The organism is Affinirhizobium capsici, from assembly GCF_977018625.1.
The window spans coordinates 94654-117941 of sequence record NZ_CDRNXD010000002.1; the positions used below are offsets into that span (position 1 = coordinate 94654).

Here is a 23288-nt window from a genome sequence, read left to right on the forward strand (position 1 = left end):
AGATGGTTTTTTTTATTTGCCGCTCCTGCCAGCATCTGTAAGCATCACACACTAACGAAGGCAGTTCCATGGCGCGTTTTATAGTTCGGGACAAGGAGGGATGGAGGCCCTCCCCGAACGGAAGCAAGCCAAAGACCGTACTTCCTGATAGCTTAAATCACTCTGGGAGGAGTTCATGTTGCGCAAGATCCTGGTCGCTGGCCTATCTATATCCGCTTTGGCCCTGACGGCCTTTTCCGCATCCGCTGCCGATGTGGTATTGAAACTGCATCAGCTTCTGCCACCGCAAGCAACAATTCCAGCAAAAGTGCTCGCGCCCTGGGCAGAGAAAGTCAAAGCAGATTCAGGCGGGCGAATTGAGGTCGAACTTTACCCGGCCATGCAGTTGGGCGGAAAGCCAAGCGATCTGGTCGATCAGGTAAAGGATGGTGTCGTCGATATCATCTGGACGCTTGTTGGCTATACGCCTGGACGCTTCCCAAAATCGGAAGCTTTTGAACTGCCCTTTATGGTCACAACGGGTGAAGCAACTTCGCTGGCGTTTTACGACTACTACGAAAAGAACCTGAAGGATGAATTCAAGGACTATCACGTCTTGGCAGTGCATACGCATGGACCGGGACTGCTGCATACAATCGCATCCAAGCCGATCAAGTCTCTGGATGACATGAAGGGCCTCAAGCTTCGCGGCACATCCAAGGTCGTGAACCAGATGCTGCAGGCAATGGGTGCAGCAGCTGTTGGCATGCCGGTCACCGCAGTTCCTGAATCGCTTTCCAAGAGCGTTATCGACGGCACGGTGGTGCCATGGGAGGTGACGCCGTCCATCAAGATCGCCGAACTTGCACCAAACCATACGCAATTTTCAGGCAAAACCGGGCTCTACACTGCCGCCTTTGTTTTTGCCATGAACAAGGACAGCTACGACGCCCTCCCTGATGACTTGAAAAAGGTGATCGACAATAATTCGGGCAAGGAACTGGCTCGCAAATTCGGCATCGCAATGGACCAGGGAGATCTGAATGGGAAGGCTATTGCCGATAAGGCCGGCAATAACACCATCACCCTTGATGAGGCTGAAACGGCCAAGTGGAAGGCGTTGGGCGAGAAAGTGACCCAGAACTGGATTGCTGAAATGGATGGCAAGGGCTTGAACGGCTCTGCACTCTATAAGGATGCGGTGGACCTCATTCAGAAGAATAGCAAGTAAGTTCCCTCAGCTCTTCGGGCGTCACGTGCGCGGGGCGCCCGGAGCTTTTTATCAAAGCACGCCCAAACATTGGGGCTCTCCATGACATCTTCACAACGCTCTGCCTTTGACCAGCTGGAAACCTTCATTTCACGCTTGGCTATCGTGCTCGTCGGCTTTAGCGGCCTCAGTCTTGTTGCAGCGTGTCTTCTGACAGGCATTTCCATCATCGGCTCCCTCAGCATACGCCCTGTACCGGGTGAGATTGAACTGGTTGAAGCACTATGCGGCCTTGCTGTTTTTGGCTTCCTGCCATTCTGTCAGCTCAAACGTGGCCATGTAGGCGTCGATCTCCTGATCAGCGCCTTCGGGCCGAAAGCGATGAATTTCACCCAGCTTATCGGTGATATCGTGATCGCTGGACTGTTCCTGCTGATCACCTGGCGACACGGAATCGGCTTGATGGACAAGTTCGGCAATGGCGAAACAACGCCGCTGCTGTTGCTGCCGATCTGGTGGGGATATGCCATTGCGATGGCTCTGCTCATCGCCAATGTCATTGTCTGTCTTTTTGTGGTGGCTGCGGACATTCGCGATATTCGCCAAAAGAAAATCATTACCGCGGCCATGGGGGCGCACTGATGACCAGCATTGAAATCGGCCTTTGGTCATTCCCGGTTCTCATTCTTCTCATTTTCATGCGCGTTCCCATCGGTGCCGCCATGCTGGCTTGCGGGGTGGTGGGCACATATCTTGTGCTAGGGCGCTGGACCCCGATTCTATCGCAACTGAAATCGGTCACCTGGTCGACCAACGTCAATTATTCGCTCTCTATCATTCCACTGTTCTTGTTGATGGGTCAATTTGCGGCCCGCGGTGGCATGAGCCAGTCCCTGTTCAATGCGGCAGCAGCATTCCTGGGGCATCGAAAAGGCGGCGTCGCTATGGCAGCGGTTGGCGCTTGCGCCGGCTTCGGTTCAATTTGCGGGTCTTCACTGGCAACCGCTGCCACCATGGCGCAAGTGGCCCTGCCGGAGCTGCGGCGTCATGGCTATGCAGGCGGGCTGGCGACAGCAACACTCGCAGCAGGCGGAACGCTCGGCATCCTCATCCCACCCTCTGTGGTCCTCGTTATTTACGCGATCCTGGCGGAACAAAACATCGCCAAACTGTTTCTTGCAGCCTTCGTGCCTGGCATTATTGCTGCGATTTCCTATCTCATCGTCATTGCTATCTATGTTCGATTGAAGCCGGAAACCGCTGGGCAAGCACCACGAATGCCGTGGAGTGAGCGCATACCAGCCGTCATAGCCGTATGGCCTGTGGCAGTGATATTCTTCCTGGTTGTGGGTGGCATCTATCTCGGCTGGTTCACGCCTACGCAGGCAGCGGCTATTGGTGCTGCGGGAGCGGGACTGGTTGCCTGGAAAGCAGGTGGCCTTGATCGGAAATCCCTTATTGCCTGTTTCAAGGAGACCGCGGTTTCCACAGGCATGATCTTCTTCATCGTCTTGGGCGCGACCGTCTTCAACTCGTTTCTTGCCTTTTCACGCCTGCCTCAGGTCGGCGCAGAATGGGTAACGGCCCAGGGCTTCTCGCCGATGACAGTATTGGTCATCATCCTGGTGCTTTACATTATCTTTGGCTGCATCATGGATTCGCTCTCCATGATCGTGCTGACCATTCCGATCTTCTTCCCGATTGTCACGGCCATGGATTTTGGCATGAGCCCGGAGCATTTTGCGATCTGGTTCGGAATTCTGGTGCTGATGGTAGCCGAGATTGGAATGATCACCCCGCCCGTGGGCCTCAATCTCTTCATCATATCAGCCATGTCTCGGGAAGTGCCGATCCGGGAGACCTATAAAGGGATCGTGCCTTTCGTCTCGGCAGATCTCCTTCGCATCATTCTTTTGACGGCGTTTCCGATTATCTCGACATTCCTGGTTTGAACGGCAGGTTTTCAAGACACCTTGCCCGGCGCTGCCATCGTCGCAATGCCGGGCATTTTTGCGTGATGCTGCTTTGTTACACGGCGCATCAAGGGGTGTAGAGATCTCGCGTTAAGCTACGACCGTTCCAAGCGCGCCTTTGAAGTTGTCCCCCAACGATACCATTGCGCACTTACGCACGAGATACTGTAGCAGAAGAGAATGTATCGCTGCGTGTATTTTCTTTATAGACACGCATTTGGTGTATTTGTATATTGCTGCTGGCTGGACGCAAGGCCAGTCTCAAATGCAATAATTTTTCAACAGGGAATTCAGAATCGGAGCAATAGATAAGCTCCACGCATATATTCGAAAGAATTTGAGAACAAATTTTTAAAAGCACTTTGTCCTTGGGGCTCGAGTGAGTGGTATCCTCCCCTTGCTCGATGAAAATGCCGCACAACCTCGGCGTTTCTACGGCTCGCCTGTCATGGGCTGCCGTCCCCTCAAGGTTGTTCAAGCTAGCGAAGAACTTAACTTTGCAGCAAAGATGCACAAGCCAGCCCAATCATCGCTTGAATACACCTTTGATACCGCCAGCGATCAGCAGCGTAACATCGCACAAAGCGCTGAGAGGAAGCGCTCCGCCTTTAGCGACCAGATAGCGAGGCTGCCACTGCGGATCGAACTTCGCCTTGAAGCTTTGCACCCCGCGGAAGTTGTATAGTTTTTCACCGTGCTCGAAAACAAATCGGCAGAGACGGTGCCACAATGGTGCGCAGGTATGGTTGGAGAGCCCAGCCAGCGGTGCCATTCCCATGTTAAGCGTCTGAAATCCATCTGCCTTCAGCTTTTCCATGATGCGCACGAACAGCAAATCCATCATTCCGCGGTGAGTTCCCGGAATATGGCGCATAAGATCAATGAACGTATCGCGCTCGCTGGAGGCTGTCATCACACTCGCAAATGCAACAATACGTCCTTCCAGACGAATGATGGCAACGGGACTTTTGCAAAGGTAATCATTATCAAACCTACCCAGCGAAAAGCCTTTTTCGGCCGCATTATGGGCATTCAGCCACATATCGGAAACCGCGCGCAGTTCTGGCAAATGGGCAGCCACCTGGTCCGCCGGTATCCAGGAGAAGGCCAGGCCATCTCGTTCTGCCCTGTTGACAGAGCGCCGCAGTTTTAGCCATTCACCGCCCTTTAGATCAAACCCAGGCAGATTGACGATGGCCTGCTCCCCCAGTTTATGAGCGACGAAACCGCATTCAATTGCCAGAGGCAGAAACCGCGACGACACCTGATAGAAGACCGGCCTGCATCCCGCAGCGCGTGCCCTTGCTATGAAAAGGCGGACCGTTTCCGGCCAATGCTCGACGGGGCCAACCGGATCGAATAGCGCAACCCAGGAACGATTTTTAACCGCATACATGATGAAGCACTGCCCTGTGGAAGACAGGATCAGTTTCTTGTCACCTAACAATGCCAATCCGGCGCTTGCATTGGCTTGGCTCTCAAGAATTTGACTGATCTGCTTGGGCTCAATCCCAAAATCATGCGCGGGCTGAAAGCGAATAGGCCGAATGAGGCGCCGGCGCCCGGCCCAAGCGCCGATGAGCGCTGCCATTGAAAGCGTGGCACCTGCACCGGGTACCATCTTCGTTTTGCCCCACAACTCGAGTGCAAGCACTCCCTCATCCAGAAACAGGTAAAGGAAAAGCCCAGTGGCAAGTAACAGCGTGGTCGCAAAGCCCACGGTCTGGGAAGAGAGGTGCCCGTTCTGAGGCGTCGCGGTAGCGCTATGCTCTGCGGTAGGGTGGTCCATGAAAGTTGTTCCGTAGGTGCTTTAACAGCAAAACTGCTGCCTTTTGACAGCTGAACCTTATCTCACGCATACGTGAAGGTTCGAATAAAGCTCACGGTTTCACACATGCTAACAAAATCCTGAATATGAGCGCGACCTGTGCCATGTAGGCCACGCTCATCTTGTCTTCAGGGCCTGTCAAAAAGAGTCCATCGGGTCGGGCGGAAGCGCAATTCTGCACCAAGCGTCACCTGCGCGTCTAGCGGCACTTCGATTTCGACGTGATGCGCCTCGCCGCCATTGCCGATGTCAATTTCTGCAATCCTTGTTCCCGCAAGACGACGGCAGGCCGTGACTTTTCCGAACAGAGCTTGGTCGTCGCCGGTTAGTTGCACATCCTGAGGACGGAAGAATAAGGTCTTTGGTCCTTTGCTGGTCTCATCGATCCCGATGGGCAGGCCGTCGAAGATAATCTTACTATCGGCTGCTTCGACCGGCAGGTGAGAGCTCTCACCAATGAAGGAAAAGACGAAAGGCGAGCGAGGATGATCATAGACATCATCAGCCGAACCGACCTGCTCGATTTTGCCTTGGCTCATCACCACGACGCGATCTGCAAGCTCCAGCGCCTCCTCCTGGTCATGCGTAACAAACACCGTTGTATGGCCGGTACGATCGTGAAACTCGCGCAACCAGCGACGAAGTTCCTTGCGCACCTTGGCATCCAGAGCACCGAAAGGTTCGTCGAGAAGCAAAATCTTCGGCTCAATGGCCATGGCGCGGGCTAATGCCACACGCTGTCTTTGCCCACCGGAGAGTTGGTTCGGGTAACGTTTCTCAAGGCCGGAAAGCTGCACCATCTCCAGAAGTTCAGAGACCCGGCGGCGGATTTCTGCTTTCGAGGGACGGGTAGCGGCGGGGCGAACCTTCAAACCGAAGGCAATGTTCTCCGCCACAGTCATATGGCGAAACAGCGCGTAGTGCTGGAAAACGAACCCGACATTCCGCTCCTGCACTGTCCGGTTCGAAGCATCTTCCTCACCGAAAAAGATTTGACCCGTGCTCGGTTGGTCGAGCCCTGCAATCAAGCGCAGCAGTGTGGTCTTGCCGGAACCTGAGGGACCGAGCAGAGCAATCAATTCGCCAGAACGAATATCCAGCGAGACATTGTTCAATGCCGGGAAGTTTGCGAATTCCTTGACGACGTTAGAGACCTTGACGTCCATGAAACAGCCTTTCAATGCCTGCGTCCGCCGGCACCGCCGGCCCCGAAGCGCAGTTCGAGAATTGTTTTGAGAGCAAGCGTCAGCAGCGCCAAAGCTGCGAGCAGGGATGCTACCGCGAAGGCCGCCACGAAGTTATATTCGTTATAGAGGATCTCCACATGCAGTGGCATTGTATTGGTCAAGCCGCGCACATGGCCGGAGACAACGGAAACGGCACCGAACTCTCCCATGGCCCGCGCATTGCAGAGCAACACACCGTAAAGCAGCCCCCATTTGATATTCGGTAAAGTGACATGCCAGAAGGTTTGCCAGCCAGAAGCACCAAGTGAAAGGGCAGCCTCCTCATCCCCGCTACCCTGATCCTCCATGAGGGGAATAAGTTCACGCGCAACAAAGGGGAAGGTGACAAATACCGTAGCTAAAACGATGCCCGGCACGGCAAACAGGATTTCAACGCCGTGGCTTTTAAGCCAAGGCCCGAGGAGGCTTTGGCTTCCGAACAGCAGCACATAAACGAGGCCAGAAATGACTGGTGAGATCGAAAAAGGCAAATCGATCAAGGTCATCAGAAAGGCCTTGCCGCGAAAATCGAACTTGGCGATGGCCCAAGCCGCCGTCACTCCAAAGATGGTGTTAAGTGGCACCGCAATAGCAGCAACCGTCAAAGTCAAGCGAATGGCGGACACAGCATCCGGGTCGGCCAAAGCAGCAAAATAATCTTCCGCACCCTTCCTGAATGCTTCCACGAATACCGCAATCAGCGGCAGGAAAAGAAAGAAGGCGAGAAAACTCAATCCAAGCAGGATCAGCAGCAGCTTGGTCAGCGGGCCTTCATCAGCGGGACTGCGAAATTTGGGGGCCGCCCGGTCAGCCATGACCATACCTCCTACGGCTCCAGATTTGGATCAGGTTGATGACCAGCAGCATGGCAAAGGAAATCGCGAGCATAATGCTGGCTATAGCGGTCGCACCTGCATAGTTGAATTCCTCAAGCCGAATGACGATGAGCAGCGGCGCAATTTCCGAAACATAGGGAATATTGCCCGCGATAAACACGACCGAACCATATTCACCAACACCACGAGCGAAAGCCAATGCGAAGCCCGTCAGGACCGCTGGGGCCAAACCGGGCAGCAGAACCTTGAACACCGTTTGAAAGCGGTTCGCGCCAAGCGTGGCCGCCGCTTCTTCCACTTCGCGGTCAATCTCTTCCATAACTGGCTGAACCGTACGAACGACAAATGGAAGACCAATAAAAATCAGCGCAATAATAATTCCCAGAGGGGTGAATGCGATGCGCAGCCCAAGTGGCATGAAAAGAGAGCCGATCCAGCCATTGGGTGCATAAAGTGCGGCCAGCGCGATACCAGCCACGGCTGTGGGCAGGGCAAAGGGAAGGTCCACCATGGCATCGATCAGGCGGCGGCCCGGAAAATCATAGCGAACCAGTATCCAACAGATCAACACGCCAAAAACCGCATTGATCAGTGCTGCAACAAGCGCAGTTCCAAAACTGATGTAAAGTGCCGCCAGCGTTCTCTCATCTGTCAGCACCGCCATAAAGGGCTGCCAGCCCATCGATGTCGTGCGCCAGACAAGCCCGACCAGCGGTATAAGAATAATGAGTGACAGATAGGCGAGCGAAAAGCCGAGTGTCATCCCGAAACCCGGGATGATACTCGGCTGCTTCAATCGCCACCGTGACGTGGTCAATGAGGCCATTCTGAAGAGACCTTTCGTTCCCCAAATTCAAGACCCCGAAGCGAAGTTCACTTCGAGGTCTTCAGTCAGTGTGTTCAGCGACCCGGCTTATAAATCTGGTCGAAGATGCCTCCATCGCCGAAGTGCTCTGGCTGAACCTTTTTCCAACCACCAAAGATGGGGTCGTCAATGGTGACGAGCTTGATATTCTCCGGCAAGGCTTTCAAAAGTTCCGGCTTTACGACGGCACGGTTGCTGGGACGATAAAAGTGCTTGGCCGCGATGTTCTGGCCCTCATCCGAATAGAGATATTGGAGATAGGCCTCTGCCACTTTGCGGCTGCCCTTTGCATCGACATTGGCATCGACGACGGCGACCGGCGGTTCTGCCAAGATCGAGATTGGCGGAACGACGATGTCGAAGGCGTCCTTACCGAATTCCTCTCCAGCCAGATATGCCTCATTTTCCCAAGCCAACAGCACGTCACCAATCTGCCGCTGAGCAAAAGTTACCGTAGAACCACGGGCGCCGGAATCCAGAACCGGAGCGCGCTTGTAAAGATCGGCAATATAAGCCTTGATCTTGTCCTGATCGCCCTTGAACTCCTCATTCGCCCAAGCCCAGGCTGCGAGGTAGTTCCAGCGAGCGCCACCAGAGGTTTTCGGGTTCGGCGTCACGATCTGAACATCGCCCTTCACCAGATCGCCCCAGTTATGGATGTTTTTCGGATTGCCCTTGCGAACAAGGAACACAATGGTCGAAGTATAAGGAGAGGAATTGTTCGGCAGGCGAGAGCGCCAGTCAGCCTTTATTTTTCCGCCATTTTCAACAATGGCGTTGATGTCGCTTTCCAGCGCCAGCGTCACAACATCCGCTTCCAGTCCATCGATCACAGAGCGGGCTTGCTTGCCAGAACCGCCATGTGATTGCTGAACGGTCACAGTTTCGCCGGTCTCAGCCCTATAGTGCTTGGCAAATGCGGCGTTGAAATCCTTGTAAAGCTCTCGGGTCGGGTCATAAGACACGTTAAGCAGAGTAGTGTCAGCAAAGACTGGCGCAATCGCGCCAAATGAAACTGCGATGCCAAGAGCCGCGCTCGCCAGTCCCTTCATCAGTTTCTTCATGACTGTTCCTCCGTGGGCTGAGGAGGTTAATGTCTACTGGATTGGTAGAGTTGACAATCACCTGTTTAACGAAGGCAAAACTAATTCCCTGACGGCATGGACTAGCGCAATAAACCGGCAAGTTTTCGAAGCAGCAACGCAAAATCAACCCAGCATTCATAATTTATTCAGAAATGTTGATCTTCTGCACGTCAGGAAAATACGTGGTTTTGCGCCTCAAACGGGTTCCAGCGACGTGGATTTGAGCGGATCTACACCGCTCAATGCATCCGCAATTGTCGTGGTGAAAAGAACCTCACGCGTGGCATCGGCCACGCGGGCAAAGACGTGGCGGATTTCGCACTGGTGCTCGCCATCGCAATCCTCACAGCGTCGATAAGCGGTCACCGACAGGCACGGCAAGGGTGCCACCGGCCCATCAATCAGGCGAAGGACCTCGCCGAAGGTGATTTCAGAAGCTGGCCGTTGCAGAAGATAACCACCCAGCTTGCCACGGCGGCTTTCGACAATGGCGTTTCGCTTCAACTCCAACAAAATCTGTTCCAGAAACTTTTTCGGAATGCCCTGCTGCGCTGCGATTTCACTGATGAGCAAAGGACGAGCGCCATCGGCCTGTGCAAGTGCCGTTAGCGCACGAAGTGCATATTTTGCTTTCTGCGAAATCATGGACGGTACGCAAACACGGAAAATCGTTGAAGGCTCAACTCGCAACAGCAGGCGGGTAGCGGCTGATGCCAGTCCTGCGAATGAGAGGGCTTTCAACGGTGCTAGCGCAACTACGGTAAAAATACAAATCCCTCATCGTTCCGCCACGGAGGGAGGCTTCGCACGTGCGCGATAGATTTACTCGCGCTACGAAAACTTGGAGACGCATTTGCTCCTTTGCCACGGCAATAGGGAAGGCCGTTTCTGGCCTGTCGAGCAAAACCGGCCGATACTTTCATCAACAAGAATGGATTGGTCCATGACACAATACGATTTCATCACAGAAGCACCGAGGCTCGACACCCAACTGGCCGCTCTCGATCTCGCCGGACGGCTTCGGCTTGCATCGGGTATTGGCCACACGGTTTTCACCACAAGCCTTGGCATCGAGGATCAGGTCATCACCGCAGCCATTGGAGCTGGAGAATTTCCCATAGAAATCGCAACCCTCGAGACTGGAAGGTTATTCCCGGAAACCCTCAAGCTCATCGATGAGACCGAGAGCAGTCTTCGTGTAAAAATTCGTCGCCACTTACCGAAACAGGACGACGTTGACGCTTATGCAGCCCAATACGGCCTGAACGGCTTTTACGATAGCGTAGAGGCCCGGCACGCCTGCTGTCATGTGCGCAAACTGAAGCCATTGGCGGAAGCTCTGAGTGGTGCGCAGATCTGGATTACCGGCTTGCGGCGTGGCCAATCTGGCAATCGGGCAACGACGCTTTTTGCGGAATTCGATGCCGAGCGCAATCTGTTGAAGATCAATCCGCTGGCCGATTGGTCGCTGGACCAAATCAATGCCTTCGTTGAAGACCACCAGGTTCCTATCAATCCACTGCACGCACGAGGCTACCCTTCCATCGGATGCGAACCCTGTACACGCGCTATAAAACCCGGAGAACCCGAGCGAGCAGGACGATGGTGGTGGGAAAACGATGAGAAGCGGGAATGCGGCCTGCATGTGCCGGAAGCATCCTCCACCATTGCTCCATCCCCCCACTGATATCCCTCTCATTTCCCTCTGCTATACGCCATCAACGCACATGGCCCCCCGCAGAGGTACCAGCGCAAGGCCGCGCCGCGGCAACAAGGACAGATAAGATCCATGCACACGCATACATCGGAATATGATCCGCATTCGAAGGACCCCGTCGTCAAGGCCCCGCTCGATCCACATCTCAAAGCTTTAGAAAATGAAGCCATCCACATCTTCCGCGAGGTGGCTGCCGAGTTCGAAAATCCTGTGATGCTGTATTCGATCGGCAAGGATTCTTCCGTCCTGCTGCATCTGGCACGCAAAGCTTTCTTTCCAGGCCGCATTCCGTTTCCGCTACTTCACATCGACACGGGCTGGAAGTTCCCGGAAATGATTGCGTTTCGCGATGAGATGGCCGAGCGCTTCGATCTCGATCTCGTCGTCCATACCAATCCGCGCGGAGCTGAAGAGGGCATTTCACCTTTCAGCCACGGATCGGCCTATCATACGGATGTGATGAAAACCGAAGCGCTACGCCAAGCCCTCGACGCTGGCAAATATGATGCAGCTTTTGGCGGCGCACGTCGCGATGAAGAGGCAAGCCGGGCCAAGGAGCGCATCTACTCCTTCCGCACGCCGGACCACAAATGGGACCCGCGCAACCAGCGTCCAGAACTGTGGAGCATCTACAACGGTATGATCCGACGGGGGGAAAGCGTTCGCGCCTTCCCTCTATCCAACTGGACCGAAGTTGACATCTGGCGTTACATTCAGGCGGAAAACATTCCCCTGCCTCCTCTCTATTATGCCAAGCCACGCAAATACGTGGAGCGGGACGGCATGTTGATGTGGGCGGAAGATGCACGCTTTAAGCCGCTGCCCGGTGAGGAAATACAGGAGGGCATGCTTCGCTTCCGCACGCTTGGTTGCTGGCCGCTGACAGGCGGCATTCGCTCCACGGCAACCACCCTGGACGAGGTGATAGCCGAACTTGAAATTGCCACCGTCTCTGAACGCCAGGGCCGCGCTATTGACCGCGACCAGGCTGGATCGATGGAAAAGAAAAAGCGCGAAGGATATTTCTGATGACCGCTCAAGCTCACAACGTTGCCGCAGGCGCCAGCAATGTCGTTCCCATCACCGATGCAGTAAAGGCAGTGCGGGATTCGCGTCCGCTTCGCCTCATCACCTGTGGCTCAGTCGATGATGGCAAATCCACGCTTATCGGTCGTCTTCTTTGGGATACGAAGGCCGTGAAGGAAGATCAGGCCGCAGCCCTTTCCCGTGACAGCGGCAAGCAGAACGATCTCGGCCTGCCGGACTTTGCGCTCCTTCTTGATGGGCTCCAGGCTGAGCGAGAACAGGGCATCACCATCGATGTTGCCTACCGCTATTTCTCGACCGACCGTCGCTCCTTCATCGTTGCCGATACGCCCGGACACGAGCAATACACTCGCAACATGGCAACCGGAGCGTCCACCGCTGATCTCGCTGTTCTGCTTGTCGATGCAAGAGCGGGCCTTCTGGAGCAAACGCGCCGCCACGCCACCATCGCATCCTTGATGGGCATTAAGCAGTTCGTGCTTGCGGTCAACAAGTTCGATCTAATTGCCTATGACAAGGCAGTCTTTGAAAAGATTGCGCACGAGTTCAAGGAGCTGGCACTTGCACTCGGTGTGCGCCAGATCACATCCATTCCAATGTCTGCCCTCAAGGGCGAGAATGTAGTGTATGGCGCAAGCGCTGCGATGCCTTGGTATGATGGCCCGACATTGGTGGAAGCTCTGGAACTGGCAACCACCCGCTCTGCTCAGGCAGGCGGCTTTCGCCTGCCGGTTCAGCGTGTTTCTCGTCCGGGTGAAAGCTTCCGTGGCTATCAGGGTACCGTCGCTGGCGGTTCGATCAAGCCAGGAGATTCCGTGGCCATTCTGCCCTCGGGCATGGTGGCGAACGTCAAGCAGATCGTCACCTTCGATCTGGTGCGGAACGCGGCGGTTGCCGGAGATGCTATCACGCTGGTGCTAGACCGGCAGGTCGATGTATCGCGTGGCGACATGATCGTTTCGCTTGATGCGCAACCTATGACAGGACTCAATTTCGATGCACAACTCGTCGCCCTGCAGCCGGGAGGCATCGAACCCAGCAAGCGCTATTGGCTGAAGGCGGGCTCAAGGCGTCAGCGGGTGACGGTAAAGCCAGTGTCCCAGTTAGAGCTTTCCACCGGCAAATGGCTGGCGCATTCAGAAGCCTTCGCCATGAATGCCATCGGCAAGGTTCATCTGAATTTCGACGAATCCGCAATCTTCGACGCCTACGATCAAAACCGTACAACGGGCGCCTTTATCCTGATTGATCCCGATACCAATAACACGGTTGCGGGTGGAATGATCACGGCCAAGCGCTCCGATCTCGGTGGTCTTCATCGCGATAGTCACCGCGTGCTGCTCTCACTGCCTGCTGACCTGGCTGAAGAGATTTTGAGTGGCGAGGCCCTGTCCAGCCGTCGCGATGAAGTTGAAATTCGTCGCGTTAGCCAACAGCAGGCAAAGGACATCTTCGAAGACCTGAACTGATTGCCCTACAGCATGTCTTGCAGCGGATTTCAGTGCAACGAAATGCGTTCAAGCAAGAGCCAAAAGCATCAGTTTCAAAACTGCACGTTAGCGATGGCGTTGTAGGTCAAAAAACACTTAAGCCCCCGCAGGCACCTGCCTTGCGGGGGCTATTCGGTTATCCAACATGTATGTAAACTATGTCAGTTGTGGGCGACTTGCTTGCTGCTACGAAAGGACCTCATCAGAAGGTGGCACCATGCGCGATCCATTAGCCTTCGTCGCTTTGCCAAACCTTTGATAAAAGACGCCTGAGCTGCTCGCGCTCGCTCAACGAGAGCCGGGCGAACGCCTGATCCTCGTGTTTTTGGAGCAGGGCCAACCATTCCTGGCACGCTCTCACACCCTGTTCTGTTGGCAATAACCGCTGCATTCGTTGGTCAAGCGGATCGGCCTCACGGGTCACAAGCGACTTGCCCTCAAGCTCTGCAAGAATGGCAACGATGTTTGCCCGCTGCATGCCCAGCACCCGGCAAATGTCGGCAGAGGTGGTGCCGGGGCGTTCGATGATTTTAACAAGCACACTCAGCGGCACCAGCCGCGTGCCCAATGGATCAAGCACGGTTGCCGCACCTTGTAGATCAATAATCGAAGCTCGGCGCAGATGGTAACCAATAAGGTCTTCCAGCCGCAAAGCCAGAGCCTCGGTTTCCTGTAATTGCATCTTTTTACTCATGCGCCACTCATATCTTTTGCTTGCAAATTTCATATCGCTATGTGATATAGCAGTCAACCGCTATGGCATATAGCGATCAAGTTCCCGGATGTCCGGGTGTAATGGGAGGAGATTACATGCAACACGTTCTTATGCGAATTGCCGGAAAGACACATTCTTCATCCAGCGGGAAGACCTTCGCAAGACAGAATCCCGTGACCGGTCAAACTGCAAGTGAAGCAGCAGCCGCTACCGTGGCCGATGCCATTGCTGCAGCAGATGCTGCTGAAGCCGCACTTCCTGCATGGTCTTCGCTTGGACCCAACGCTCGCCGCGCCGCACTCCTAAAAGCTGCGGATGCTTTGGCAGCGCGCGCTGACGCCTTCATAGCAAGCATGGCTGCCGAAATTGGCGCGACCAAAATGTGGGCTGGCTTCAACGTCATGCTGGCATCGTCCATGCTTCGTGAGGCCGCCGCTCTGACCACACAGGTTGCTGGTGAAGTTATTCCTTCTGACAAGCCGGGTTGCCTGGCGATGGCCATCCGCGAGCCTGCCGGTGTCGTGCTGGGTATTGCACCGTGGAATGCTCCGGTGATCTTAGGCGTTCGCGCTCTGGCCACCCCGCTTGCCTGCGGCAATACCGTTGTTTTCAAGGCATCGGAAATCTGCCCTCGCACGCATGGCCTGATCGTTGAAGCTTTGGAAGATGCTGGTCTGCCGGCAGGCGTGGTCAACCTGGTCACCAATGCACCGGAAGATGCAGGCGATATTGTCGGCGCACTGATCGACCACCCTGCTGTTCGCCGCATCAACTTTACCGGCTCCACCCGTGTGGGTCGCGTGATCGCAGAGCGTGCAGCCCGCCAGTTGAAGCCGGTTCTGCTGGAACTGGGTGGCAAGGCTCCCCTGATCGTACTGAAGGACGCCGATGTGGATGAGGCGGTCAAGGCTGCCATCTTCGGCGCGTTTTTCAATCAGGGCCAGATCTGCATGTCTACCGAGCGGATCATTGTTGCGCCGGAAATTGCCGATGAATTCGTGGCAAAGTTCACCGCACGCGCCTCTCAGTTGAAGGCTGGCGACCCCAGCGAAGGCAAAGCGCCACTCGGCGCAGTGGTCGACGCTCGCACCGTTCAGCGCGTGGAAGCTTTGATCGCAGATGCTGCGAAAAAGGGAGCGACCGTCACCAGCGCCGGTGCGACCGAAGGCGTGTTGATGCCTGCACAGGTGGTTGACCGCGTAACCTCTGAAATGGACATCTATTCGGAGGAAAGCTTCGGCCCCGTCGTCGCCATTCTGCGCGCCAAGGATGAAGAAGACGCCATTCGCTTGGCCAATGACAGCGAATACGGCCTTTCGGCATCCGTGTTCAGCAAGGATACCGCACGCGGCCTTTCCATCGCCCGGCGTATCCGGTCCGGCATTTGCCATGTAAACGGCCCAACCGTTCACGATGAAGCTCAAATGCCGTTCGGCGGCACCAAGGCCTCTGGCTATGGCCGCTTCGGCGGCCGTGCAGGCATTGCCGAATTCACCGAGCTTCGCTGGATCACCATGGAAACGCTCCCCGGCGCATTCCCGCTCTGATGCTTTTGAATTTAAGTTATGGAGGCCGCAATGGCCAATGATGTTGATACAGTTGCCTATGACGTTACCGATGGCATAGCCTGGGTGAAGTTCAACCGCCCGGATAAGCGCAACGCCATGAGCCCTACTCTAAACCGGGCGATGATGGAGGTTCTGGACGAACTGGAATTCCGCAGCGATGTGGGCGTTCTCGTTCTCACCGGCGAGGGATCGGCCTGGACGGCGGGCATGGATCTGAAAGAATACTTTCGCGAAACCGAAGCGGAAGGCCTGAAGGGCGTGCGCCGCTCGCAACGGGAAAGCTATGGCTGGTGGCGTCGCTTGCGCTGGTACCAGAAGCCGACCATCGCCATGGTCAACGGCTGGTGCTTTGGCGGTGGCTATGGTCCGCTCTTCGCTTGCGATCTGGCATTCGCAGCAGACGAGTCCAAATTCGGTCTTTCTGAAATCAACTGGGGCATTTTGCCAGGTGGCGGCGCCACCAAGGTGGCCGTGGAGCTACTGCCGTTCCGCAAGGCAATGTATCATGCCATGCTGGGAGAGCCGATCGACGGCAAAACAGCAGCGGAGTGGGGTCTGGTCAATGAGAGCCTGCCATTGGCGCAGCTGCGCGAACGCGTCACGACGGTTGCCAAGATCCTGCTGGAGAAGAATCCGGTTGCTTTGAAAGCCACGAAGGATGCTGTTCGCCGCGTAGGTGTCATGACCTACGATGAGGCGGAGGATTATCTGGTTCGCGCCCAAGAAGCCGCCAATTCCTACGACAACGACGGCCGCAAGGAAGGCATTCGTCAGTTCATCGACGAAAAGACCTACAAGCCTGGCCTCGGCGCTTACGACAAAAGCAAAAAAGCGAAGTAAGCCCGATAAGAACCCCGCCCCGTGCGGGGTTTTCACTGCCCAGTTCAATCAATGCAAACTTGATGCTTGAGCTGTGCCATCTCGACTCAAACCGGATATCCCGCTATCGACTGAGCCCTCCTGAAAAGAGATGGGCGATGACACAATACGATGTTGCAGTAATTGGTTTGGGCGCGATGGGCAGTGCAGCGCTGGCGCATCTGGCTGCGCGAGGATTGAAAGTCATCGGCTTTGAGCGGCAGTTCCCTGCCCATAGTCTCAGCTCCTCCCACGGCGATAGCCGCATCATACGCCTCGGTTATTTCGAAGATCCAGCCTATGTTCCGCTGTTACAGCGGGCCTATGAAAACTGGGCTGCACTTGAAAAACGTCTGGGCGAAGAGATCCTGACGATGACCGGCGTTCTGCAAATCGGCAAGCCGGAAAGCGACCTTATTCGCGGCACACTTGCGTCTTGCCAGATGCATGATCTTCCGCATGAAGTGCTGACGCCTGACGCTGTCACCGCGCGTTTCCCCGCCTTTCAAATCGACCCTGACGAAGTGGCGGTTCTTGATCCGCAGGGTGGCTACTTGCGCCCGGAGAAGGCGGTTTTAGGCCACCTTAAGCTTGCCGCGGAAGACGGCGCGGTGATGCATTTTGGCGAAACCATCCGCACAATGGAGAGTGAAGCCGATGGTCTAAATCTGACTTCAGATCTGGGCATTTATCGTGCGAAGCGCATTATTGTCGCAACCGGGGTCTGGATCAGCGAACTTGTGCCTCAAATGAAATCCATCGCGCAGCCTTTGCGGCAGGTCGTTGCTTGGTATCAGTCGAACCAGCCAGCACTGGCCGATCCCCAACGGATGCCCTGTTTCATCCGCGATGAAGGCGAGGAAGGCAGTTTCTTCGGGTTTCCGGCCATCGGACCGCAAGGGGTCAAAATTGGGCGGCACCTGCATCTCAATCAGTCTCTTGAACCTGACCGGCCGAACGCACCGATAGACGAACAGGACGAGGAACTGCTAAATCGCTTTGCAGCCAAGCGCCTGCCAGACGTTGCATCTCTAATGAGAAATGCAACGACATGCCGCTATACCATTTTACCCGGCGAACGATTCCTGATCGACTTGCACCCCGAAAACCAGAACATTGTTCTTTGTTCGGCCTGTTCAGGCCATGGCTTCAAATTCGCCAGTGTGATCGGTGAAGCGCTTGCAGACCTCGCAACACAGGGCAAGACCCAGCTTCCGATCGACATATTTGCTTATCGAACACATTTTCCCAACGGATAAATGTCTTACTGAAACGCACTGTTTCCGTCGAACATCGTAAAAGCACTTGCATTTTACCGCCTTGGCTCCCTATTTTAAGAGTGTTCTCAGGGCGGGGTGAAACTCCCCACCGGCGGTAACAGGCGCAAGCCTGAAGCCCGCGAGCGCTTGGTGGCGTCGCCATCAAGGTCAGCAGACCCGGTGCAACTCCGGGGCCGACGGTTATAGTCCGGATGGAAGAGAGCAAGCAGATAGCGTCTCCATGCCTTGTGGAGCGTGTTCGTGCCTGTTCGCCCAAGGGCAGTTTTACGTGTGCCGAAAGCACACAAGAACATAGCCGAGTTTTGGCTTAACCCTTGAAAGGCAGATGTAAATGAGTTTTTCTACCATTGACGAAGCCATTGCTTCGATGAAAGCGGGCAAGATGATTGTCGTCGTTGACGATCATGGCCGCGAAAATGAAGGCGACATCATTGTCGCCGCCGATGCCACGACATCCGAACATATCGCTTTCATGATGAGCCAGGCACGAGGCCTGATCTGCATTGCCATGGAAGATGAACGCCTCGATGCGCTTGAAATGCCCTTGATGGTGCCGAACAATACGGAGCTTCACAAAACCGCCTTCACTGTATCAGTGGATTATCTTCCCGGAACGACAACAGGGATTTCAGCGGCAGATCGTGCAGCCACCATTCGTGCGCTTGTTGATCCAGCAGCCAGGCCGGAAGAGTTTGCGCGTCCGGGTCATATGTTCCCACTACGTGCCAATGCTGGCGGTGTTCGGTCGCGTCCGGGTCACACGGAAGCAGCCGTTGAACTTGCTCGCCTTGCAGGACGCTATCCGGCTGGCGTGATCTGCGAAGTGGCCAAAGAAGATGGCACCATGGCACGCCTGCCAGATCTTGAGGAATTCGCGAAAAAGCACGGCCTGGCACTCATCGCAATTGAAGATCTGATCGCCTATCTTAACACTCGAGACGGGACACGCGCTTCTGCTGCGGCGTGAAGATGAGGCATCGGGGAGAGACTGCAAGGCTCTCCCCGGCACTTGACTACATCAGGAACTGGATATGCAGATGTCCATGATGTTGCGACGTCGAGACGTGGGCCTCGACTTTGAAGACCCGCGCAATCAGATTTTGCGTCAGCACTTGCTGGGGCGAACCACAGGCAATTAGCCGCCCCTCTTCCAGCACCGCGATCACATTACAGAAGCGAGCCGCCAGATTAAGATCGTGGATAGCAACGACGGTGGTGATCGATAGCTTCGACACGAGCTTCAGGATTTCGATCTGATGCTGGATATCGAGATGATTGGTCGGTTCATCCAAAATAAGGATGGAAGGTGACTGTGCCAAAGCCCGCGCCAACTGAACACGCTGACGCTCGCCCCCGGAAAGGGTGTGCCAAAGCTGATGCCGGCGGTTTTCAAGGCCTACATGCGCCAGGGCCTCTTCCACGATCTGTTCATCCTCCTCCGTCCAAGCAGAAAAGGCGGAACGATAAGGCGTTCTGCCGAGACGCACGACATCGAGAACGGTAACGCTGGCATCGGTGGAGGGATGTTGCTCCACAACTGAGACCTGCCGCGCCAATTCTCTGCGTCCGAAGCGGGCAATCGGACTATCATCCAGCATAACAGTACCGCCGGTCGGTGCTCGTAAACCGGCAAGCAAGCGGATGAGGGAGGATTTTCCTGAGCCGTTCGGCCCGATCAGACCCAAGGTTTGCCCGGTTTGCACATTGAGAGTGACCTCATCGACAATGATTTTGCCGCCGGATGTCCATTTAACCCGGTCTGTTCCGATGCTCATGCTTCTCTCCTTGCTCGGAAAAGAATGAGGGAAAAAAACGGAACGCCCACAAGCGCGGTAACGACGCCAATTGGCAAAACCTGCGGTGCAATGATGATGCGGCTGACAATGTCCGCAACCACCATGAACAGGGCCCCTGCCAATGCACAGGCTGGCAGAAGCCGCAAATGCTGCGGCCCGGTAACGAAGCGGACCGCATGAGGAATGACGAGGCCGACAAAGCCGATTGCGCCGACAATGCTGACAAGCGTAGCGGTCATCAGTGCCGTTGCGAGAAGCAGCAACACGCGAACGCGCCGGACCGGAATTCCCAACGAACGGGCGGCATCCTCACCAAACGTAAAGGCATCCAGAGCTCTCGAGTGCCAGAGGCATACCAACAACCCGCCGCTGACCACGACTGCTGCTGCCACCACATCCGGCCAACGAACGCCAGAAAAACTTCCAAGCAGCCAGAACATGACACTGCGGGCCTGTTCGGCATTCGCTGACGTTGAAACGATATAGGATGTCAACGCGCTGAACAATTGCGACGCAGCTACGCCCGCAAGGATCGTCCGGTCTGCAGACTGCCTCCCACGCGTCAACATGATCACGAAGAGAAAGGCCACGAGAGCGCCGCAAAATGCGCCAACGGAAAGCGATATCGTGCCTGCGCCGATGCCAAGCAGCATGACGGCGACAGCTCCCGTAGAGGCTCCAGCGGAAATGCCCAACACATAGGGTTCAGCCAAGGCATTGCGAAGCAGCGATTGAAGAATGGCACCGGACAGTGCCAGTCCCGCACCGCAGAACGTCGCCAAAAGCGCTCGGGAAAGCCGATAGTCCCAGATCACGCCATCCTGTATTCGCGGAATGACGACCGCACTTAGACCGAGACGATTGGTCATCGCAGCAATCACGGTTGCAAAGGGAATAGTCATCTCACCGATGGCAACCGCAGACAGAATGGCGACAGCGAGAGCCATCAACACCAGCACACCAACAATCACCATCAAGCCAGTTCTGGCGCGCCTCATGGTTCACCCTGCCCGAAGGACTGGGTCACCTTTCTGAATAGGCAAGCTAAAGCCACTTTAGTGCTCCAACCCGAACTGATTGATTGCCTTTGCCAGAACTTCAATTCCGTCAATGGTGCGGAGTGTCGGGTTCATGGATTGCGCATCCATCATGACAAAGCGCTTCGCTTTCACCGCCGTCATCTGACTTGTCACCGGATCTGACTGGAGAAATGCCAGTTTTACGGCAGGATCGTCCGCAGGGTAGCGGCGGCGGTCCATGGTGGCGATGACGATGACAGCCGGATCAGCCTCTGCAATGGTTTCCCAACCAACAAGTGGCCACTCCTCTTCCGTCGAGACAACATTGCGCGCACCAATGCTTTTCAGGATGTAGGCTGGAGCACTATTCTTGCCTGCGATGAAGGCATCGCCCTTCGTTTCCTTGCTGGAGAACCAGAATACGATTGGCATGTTCTTGGCCTTTGCGCCCGCAATGCTTGCCGTCGCCTCTGCTTCACGGACCTTCAGGTCCCTTATCAATGCCTGACCCTTGTCCTGCACATCGTAGATTTTCGAAAGCTCATCAATCTCGCGATAGATGAGATCCATCGTGAAAAGCTCGGCACGTACACCATCGCCCCCATTTGTATTCGTTTTGGCAACGCAATCGGCTGGCGAAATATAAGTATTGATACCAAGATCGTGAAACTGCTCACGCTTGCCAACGGAGCCCATGGGGCCAACGTGCCATTCGAATTCCGCTGTCACGAGATCAGGCTCCAACCCAACAACGGATTCAAAGCTTGGATCGTTATCCGCCAACCGCTTGATATGGCTGTTGGCCTCTGCAAATTGCGGAAGCACAGGTCCGACCCAAACGGCGGTTCCTGCAACCTTGTCCGCCAGGCCCAGCGCATAAAGCACCTCCGTCATACCCTGACCGATGGAAACGGTCTTCGACGGCGCCTTCTCAACGGTAATTGTACGGCCGCAGTTTTCAACCGTCAGCGGATATTGGGTGGATTCAGCCGAAGCCAAGCTTGGCAGTGCCGCAACAAAGGCGGCGATCAAGGCAATTCTCATATCCTGTCCTTTGAATAATCAGGTTCATAGGCAGGACTACGCCGCGCCATTGCAATGGCGTGCGCAAAACGGGCGTGCGAAATTATCGCATGCAACATCGATCTCTCTCCCTGCCGGAGCCCCTCGTCCGGATTTGGTTCGTTTTGCCACGGCAGGTCTCCTGACTTGCGGCTCTGACGCTGCCCATCCCTTCCCGATCCGAGGATCAGTGGTCATGATGGATTGCTTGCCGCTTACAGTTGCGAGGGCAGTCCCGGAATAGGTTCAGATGAACCTCACCGTGTTCCCTTTTCATCTGCGGATGCAGAACCGTAGCGACCTACTGTTAGGGGCGGCGCGGACACTTGTCCAGAAGCTTTCGCGGACGGTATGCAGATTAGACTTGCCTTCTTTCTTTGATGCTCCTTCTCTGGCAAGCCAAGTGGAACGCGTACCCAACGAGGTCAGGCGAATGAAGCACCGGAATTTCCTGAAAAGCCTGTTCAAAGCGGCCGTTGACGCAGCAGACCCCAGTAACGGCCTTTCGAAGTTCCTCCCCTCACCGCCTAATAATGGAAAAACGGTTGTTGTCGGTGCAGGCAAGGGTGCAGCACAGATGGCTGCGGCGTTCGAAAAGCTGTGGCCCGCCCCGCTGTCTGGCGTCGTCGTTACTCGATATGGCTACGGCTGCGAAACGAGGCAAATTGAAGTGGTGGAAGCCGCCCACCCGGTACCCGACGAGGCAGGGCTTAGAGCGACTGAGCGTGTTTTCTCAGCAATAACTTCGCTTGACGCCGATGATCTGGTGATCGCGCTCATCTGTGGCGGTGGCTCGGCTTTGCTACCCGCCCCGCCGGAAGGTCTTACTCTGGCCGATGAAATTGCGCTGAACGAAACGCTGCTTGCATCCGGTGCGCCCATTTCCGTAATGAACACCGTGCGCAAGCACGTCTCTCGCATCAAGGGTGGAAGACTGGCGGCAGCGACAAGGGCGCGGGTGGTCAGCTTCATCATTTCTGACATTCCGGGCGATAATCCCGCCCATGTCGCCTCTGGTCCCACGATTCCGGATGGATCGACCCGGCAGGACGCAATGGAAATGGTGGACCATTTTCGCCTTCATCTGCCGGAGAATATTCTGGCCCATCTCCGCTCAGCCGCCGCTGAGGCACCGAGGCCGGATCATCCGCTCTTTTCGCGCAACACACACCACGTTATCGCGTCGGCTGGTCTATCCCTGGAGGCGGCAGCTGGTGTCGCGAAAGCGAAAGGCTTTACGCCCTACATACTGTCGGATTCGATGGAGGGTGAAAGCCGCGATATTGCGCTTGCTCATGCCGCTCTCACTCGCGAAATTTTAACCAAAGGCCGCCCCTTTAATCGGCCTGCTGTTCTTCTTTCGGGCGGCGAAACAACTGTCACCCTGCGATCCAAGCAAGGTAAAGGCGGCCGCAACAGCGAATTTGCGCTTGCTCTTGGTCTGGCGCTCGAAGGGCAGAGCTTCAACGCGCTCGCAGCAGACACTGACGGCATCGACGGCTTCGGTGATCATGCGGGCGCTTTTTGCGACGGCACGACGGCTACGCGCCTGCGCGAACTTGAGCTCGATGGAAGGCATTACCTCGCGCAAAATGACAGCTTCGCCGCTTTTGATGCTCTTGGTGACCTCTTCGTTACCGGCCCAACGGGTACCAATGTCAATGATTTCCGCGCCATCATCATCGATTAAACCTAGGCATTGTTGCACTCACTGCAATACGCAATGAATTTTGT

General features: G+C 55.4%; 21 protein-coding genes and 2 riboswitches. Of the genes, 11 read left to right on the plus strand and 10 right to left on the minus strand.

Translation table 11 applies throughout. From position 1 onward, the window contains the following. Positions 1-175 precede the first annotated feature (175 nt). The 3 genes from AC0JZ1_RS00520 to AC0JZ1_RS00530 all read left to right on the plus strand — a co-directional run bounded on the left by AC0JZ1_RS00520 (position 176) and on the right by AC0JZ1_RS00530 (position 3141). Complete coding sequence (locus tag AC0JZ1_RS00520) at positions 176-1210, plus strand: TRAP transporter substrate-binding protein (protein ID WP_471880487.1); 1035 nt, start codon at positions 176-178, stop codon at positions 1208-1210. An 81-nt stretch (positions 1211-1291) separates the two neighbouring features. Then, the gene (locus AC0JZ1_RS00525) at positions 1292-1831 is read left to right on the plus strand and encodes a TRAP transporter small permease (protein ID WP_471880488.1); all 540 of its coding nucleotides are present in this window, start codon (positions 1292-1294) and stop codon (positions 1829-1831) included. Further along, positions 1831-3141, plus strand: coding sequence for a TRAP transporter large permease (locus tag AC0JZ1_RS00530; RefSeq protein ID WP_471880489.1), 1311 nt, complete (start codon positions 1831-1833; stop codon positions 3139-3141). The genes AC0JZ1_RS00525 and AC0JZ1_RS00530 overlap by 1 nt, the downstream gene beginning before the upstream one ends. 547 nt (positions 3142-3688) lie before the next feature. Here the strand turns inward: AC0JZ1_RS00530 and AC0JZ1_RS00535 are convergent. The 6 genes from AC0JZ1_RS00535 to AC0JZ1_RS00560 all read right to left on the minus strand — a co-directional run bounded on the left by AC0JZ1_RS00535 (position 3689) and on the right by AC0JZ1_RS00560 (position 9647). Next, the gene (locus AC0JZ1_RS00535) at positions 3689-4951 is read right to left on the minus strand and encodes a phosphatidylglycerol lysyltransferase domain-containing protein (RefSeq protein ID WP_471880490.1); all 1263 of its coding nucleotides are present in this window, start codon (positions 4949-4951) and stop codon (positions 3689-3691) included. Between the two features lie 167 nt (positions 4952-5118). Beyond that, positions 5119-6156 (minus strand): sulfate/molybdate ABC transporter ATP-binding protein, encoded by a 1038-nt coding sequence (locus tag AC0JZ1_RS00540; protein WP_471880491.1) that lies wholly within the window; start codon positions 6154-6156, stop codon positions 5119-5121. Positions 6157-6167: 11 nt separating this feature from the next. Beyond that, entirely contained in the window at positions 6168-7037 is an 870-nt protein-coding gene (gene cysW / locus AC0JZ1_RS00545) for a sulfate ABC transporter permease subunit CysW (RefSeq protein WP_471880492.1), read from the minus strand. Then, a complete protein-coding gene (gene cysT, locus AC0JZ1_RS00550; protein ID WP_471880493.1) occupies positions 7024-7878 on the minus strand; it encodes a sulfate ABC transporter permease subunit CysT in 855 nt (284 codons plus the stop codon). Before cysT ends, cysW begins: the two co-directional genes overlap by 14 nt. A 74-nt stretch (positions 7879-7952) precedes the next feature. Further along, entirely contained in the window at positions 7953-8981 is a 1029-nt protein-coding gene (locus AC0JZ1_RS00555) for a sulfate ABC transporter substrate-binding protein (protein ID WP_471880494.1), read from the minus strand. 216 nt (positions 8982-9197) lie between these two features. After that, positions 9198-9647, minus strand: coding sequence for an RrF2 family transcriptional regulator (locus AC0JZ1_RS00560; RefSeq protein WP_471880495.1), 450 nt, complete (start codon positions 9645-9647; stop codon positions 9198-9200). Positions 9648-9945: 298 nt separating this feature from the next. Between AC0JZ1_RS00560 and AC0JZ1_RS00565 the strand changes: the two genes are divergently transcribed. The 3 genes from AC0JZ1_RS00565 (at position 9946) to cysN (ending at position 13235) form a co-directional block, all read left to right on the plus strand. Beyond that, positions 9946-10689, plus strand: a complete 744-nt coding sequence (locus AC0JZ1_RS00565) for a phosphoadenylyl-sulfate reductase (protein ID WP_471880496.1) — start codon at positions 9946-9948, stop codon at positions 10687-10689. 102 nt (positions 10690-10791) lie between these two features. After that, positions 10792-11748, plus strand: a complete 957-nt coding sequence (gene cysD / locus AC0JZ1_RS00570; protein WP_471880497.1) for a sulfate adenylyltransferase subunit CysD — start codon at positions 10792-10794, stop codon at positions 11746-11748. After that, positions 11748-13235 (plus strand): sulfate adenylyltransferase subunit CysN, encoded by a 1488-nt coding sequence (gene cysN, locus AC0JZ1_RS00575; protein WP_471880498.1) that lies wholly within the window; start codon positions 11748-11750, stop codon positions 13233-13235. Before cysD ends, cysN begins: the two co-directional genes overlap by 1 nt. A gap of 250 nt (positions 13236-13485) precedes the next feature. On the opposite strand, the gene AC0JZ1_RS00580 is transcribed toward cysN, so the two are convergent. Then, complete coding sequence (locus AC0JZ1_RS00580) at positions 13486-13983, minus strand: MarR family winged helix-turn-helix transcriptional regulator (protein ID WP_471880499.1); 498 nt, start codon at positions 13981-13983, stop codon at positions 13486-13488. A gap of 83 nt (positions 13984-14066) precedes the next feature. On the opposite strand from AC0JZ1_RS00580, the gene AC0JZ1_RS00585 reads away from it, so the two are divergent. The 4 genes from AC0JZ1_RS00585 to ribB all read left to right on the plus strand — a co-directional run bounded on the left by AC0JZ1_RS00585 (position 14067) and on the right by ribB (position 18644). Further along, the gene (locus AC0JZ1_RS00585; protein ID WP_471880500.1) at positions 14067-15518 is read left to right on the plus strand and encodes an aldehyde dehydrogenase; all 1452 of its coding nucleotides are present in this window, start codon (positions 14067-14069) and stop codon (positions 15516-15518) included. 30 nt (positions 15519-15548) lie between these two features. Then, positions 15549-16379: a p-hydroxycinnamoyl CoA hydratase/lyase gene (locus tag AC0JZ1_RS00590; protein WP_471880501.1), complete on the plus strand. Its 831-nt coding sequence runs from the start codon at positions 15549-15551 to the stop codon at positions 16377-16379. Positions 16380-16516: 137 nt separating this feature from the next. After that, the gene (solA, locus tag AC0JZ1_RS00595; RefSeq protein ID WP_471880502.1) at positions 16517-17656 is read left to right on the plus strand and encodes an N-methyl-L-tryptophan oxidase; all 1140 of its coding nucleotides are present in this window, start codon (positions 16517-16519) and stop codon (positions 17654-17656) included. 78 nt (positions 17657-17734) lie between these two features. Then, a riboswitch (FMN riboswitch) is annotated at positions 17735-17884 on the plus strand. 124 nt (positions 17885-18008) lie between these two features. Further along, the gene (gene ribB / locus AC0JZ1_RS00600) at positions 18009-18644 is read left to right on the plus strand and encodes a 3,4-dihydroxy-2-butanone-4-phosphate synthase (protein WP_471880503.1); all 636 of its coding nucleotides are present in this window, start codon (positions 18009-18011) and stop codon (positions 18642-18644) included. A 46-nt stretch (positions 18645-18690) separates the two neighbouring features. Here the strand turns inward: ribB and AC0JZ1_RS00605 are convergent, their stop codons facing one another. The 3 genes from AC0JZ1_RS00605 to AC0JZ1_RS00615 are packed head-to-tail and all read right to left on the minus strand — an operon-like array spanning position 18691 to position 21536. Further along, positions 18691-19452 (minus strand): ABC transporter ATP-binding protein, encoded by a 762-nt coding sequence (locus AC0JZ1_RS00605; protein WP_471880504.1) that lies wholly within the window; start codon positions 19450-19452, stop codon positions 18691-18693. Continuing rightward, complete coding sequence (locus AC0JZ1_RS00610; protein ID WP_471880505.1) at positions 19449-20471, minus strand: FecCD family ABC transporter permease; 1023 nt, start codon at positions 20469-20471, stop codon at positions 19449-19451. Before AC0JZ1_RS00610 ends, AC0JZ1_RS00605 begins: the two co-directional genes overlap by 4 nt. 57 nt (positions 20472-20528) lie before the next feature. Beyond that, on the minus strand, positions 20529-21536 hold the full coding sequence (locus AC0JZ1_RS00615) for an ABC transporter substrate-binding protein (protein WP_471880506.1): 1008 nt from the start codon (positions 21534-21536) through the stop codon (positions 20529-20531). 133 nt (positions 21537-21669) lie between these two features. Beyond that, a riboswitch (cobalamin riboswitch) is annotated at positions 21670-21865 on the minus strand. Positions 21866-21987: 122 nt separating this feature from the next. Here AC0JZ1_RS00615 and AC0JZ1_RS00620 point away from each other — a divergent pair. Next, positions 21988-23244, plus strand: a complete 1257-nt coding sequence (locus AC0JZ1_RS00620; RefSeq protein WP_471880507.1) for a glycerate kinase type-2 family protein — start codon at positions 21988-21990, stop codon at positions 23242-23244. Positions 23245-23288 lie beyond the last annotated feature (44 nt).

Coding starts and splice junctions, on each gene's coding strand:
- AC0JZ1_RS00520 (WP_471880487.1), top strand. CDS start 176: ATGTTGCGCAAGATCCTGGTCGCTGGCCTATCTATATCCGCTTTGGCC.
- AC0JZ1_RS00525 (WP_471880488.1), top strand. CDS start 1,292: ATGACATCTTCACAACGCTCTGCCTTTGACCAGCTGGAAACCTTCATT.
- AC0JZ1_RS00530 (WP_471880489.1), top strand. CDS start 1,831: ATGACCAGCATTGAAATCGGCCTTTGGTCATTCCCGGTTCTCATTCTT.
- AC0JZ1_RS00535 (WP_471880490.1), bottom strand. CDS start 4,951: ATGGACCACCCTACCGCAGAGCATAGCGCTACCGCGACGCCTCAGAAC.
- AC0JZ1_RS00540 (WP_471880491.1), bottom strand. CDS start 6,156: ATGGACGTCAAGGTCTCTAACGTCGTCAAGGAATTCGCAAACTTCCCG.
- cysW (WP_471880492.1), bottom strand. CDS start 7,037: ATGGTCATGGCTGACCGGGCGGCCCCCAAATTTCGCAGTCCCGCTGAT.
- cysT (WP_471880493.1), bottom strand. CDS start 7,878: ATGGCCTCATTGACCACGTCACGGTGGCGATTGAAGCAGCCGAGTATC.
- AC0JZ1_RS00555 (WP_471880494.1), bottom strand. CDS start 8,981: ATGAAGAAACTGATGAAGGGACTGGCGAGCGCGGCTCTTGGCATCGCA.
- AC0JZ1_RS00560 (WP_471880495.1), bottom strand. CDS start 9,647: ATGATTTCGCAGAAAGCAAAATATGCACTTCGTGCGCTAACGGCACTT.
- AC0JZ1_RS00565 (WP_471880496.1), top strand. CDS start 9,946: ATGACACAATACGATTTCATCACAGAAGCACCGAGGCTCGACACCCAA.
- cysD (WP_471880497.1), top strand. CDS start 10,792: ATGCACACGCATACATCGGAATATGATCCGCATTCGAAGGACCCCGTC.
- cysN (WP_471880498.1), top strand. CDS start 11,748: ATGACCGCTCAAGCTCACAACGTTGCCGCAGGCGCCAGCAATGTCGTT.
- AC0JZ1_RS00580 (WP_471880499.1), bottom strand. CDS start 13,983: ATGAAATTTGCAAGCAAAAGATATGAGTGGCGCATGAGTAAAAAGATG.
- AC0JZ1_RS00585 (WP_471880500.1), top strand. CDS start 14,067: ATGCAACACGTTCTTATGCGAATTGCCGGAAAGACACATTCTTCATCC.
- AC0JZ1_RS00590 (WP_471880501.1), top strand. CDS start 15,549: ATGGCCAATGATGTTGATACAGTTGCCTATGACGTTACCGATGGCATA.
- solA (WP_471880502.1), top strand. CDS start 16,517: ATGACACAATACGATGTTGCAGTAATTGGTTTGGGCGCGATGGGCAGT.
- ribB (WP_471880503.1), top strand. CDS start 18,009: ATGAGTTTTTCTACCATTGACGAAGCCATTGCTTCGATGAAAGCGGGC.
- AC0JZ1_RS00605 (WP_471880504.1), bottom strand. CDS start 19,452: ATGAGCATCGGAACAGACCGGGTTAAATGGACATCCGGCGGCAAAATC.
- AC0JZ1_RS00610 (WP_471880505.1), bottom strand. CDS start 20,471: ATGAGGCGCGCCAGAACTGGCTTGATGGTGATTGTTGGTGTGCTGGTG.
- AC0JZ1_RS00615 (WP_471880506.1), bottom strand. CDS start 21,536: ATGAGAATTGCCTTGATCGCCGCCTTTGTTGCGGCACTGCCAAGCTTG.
- AC0JZ1_RS00620 (WP_471880507.1), top strand. CDS start 21,988: ATGAAGCACCGGAATTTCCTGAAAAGCCTGTTCAAAGCGGCCGTTGAC.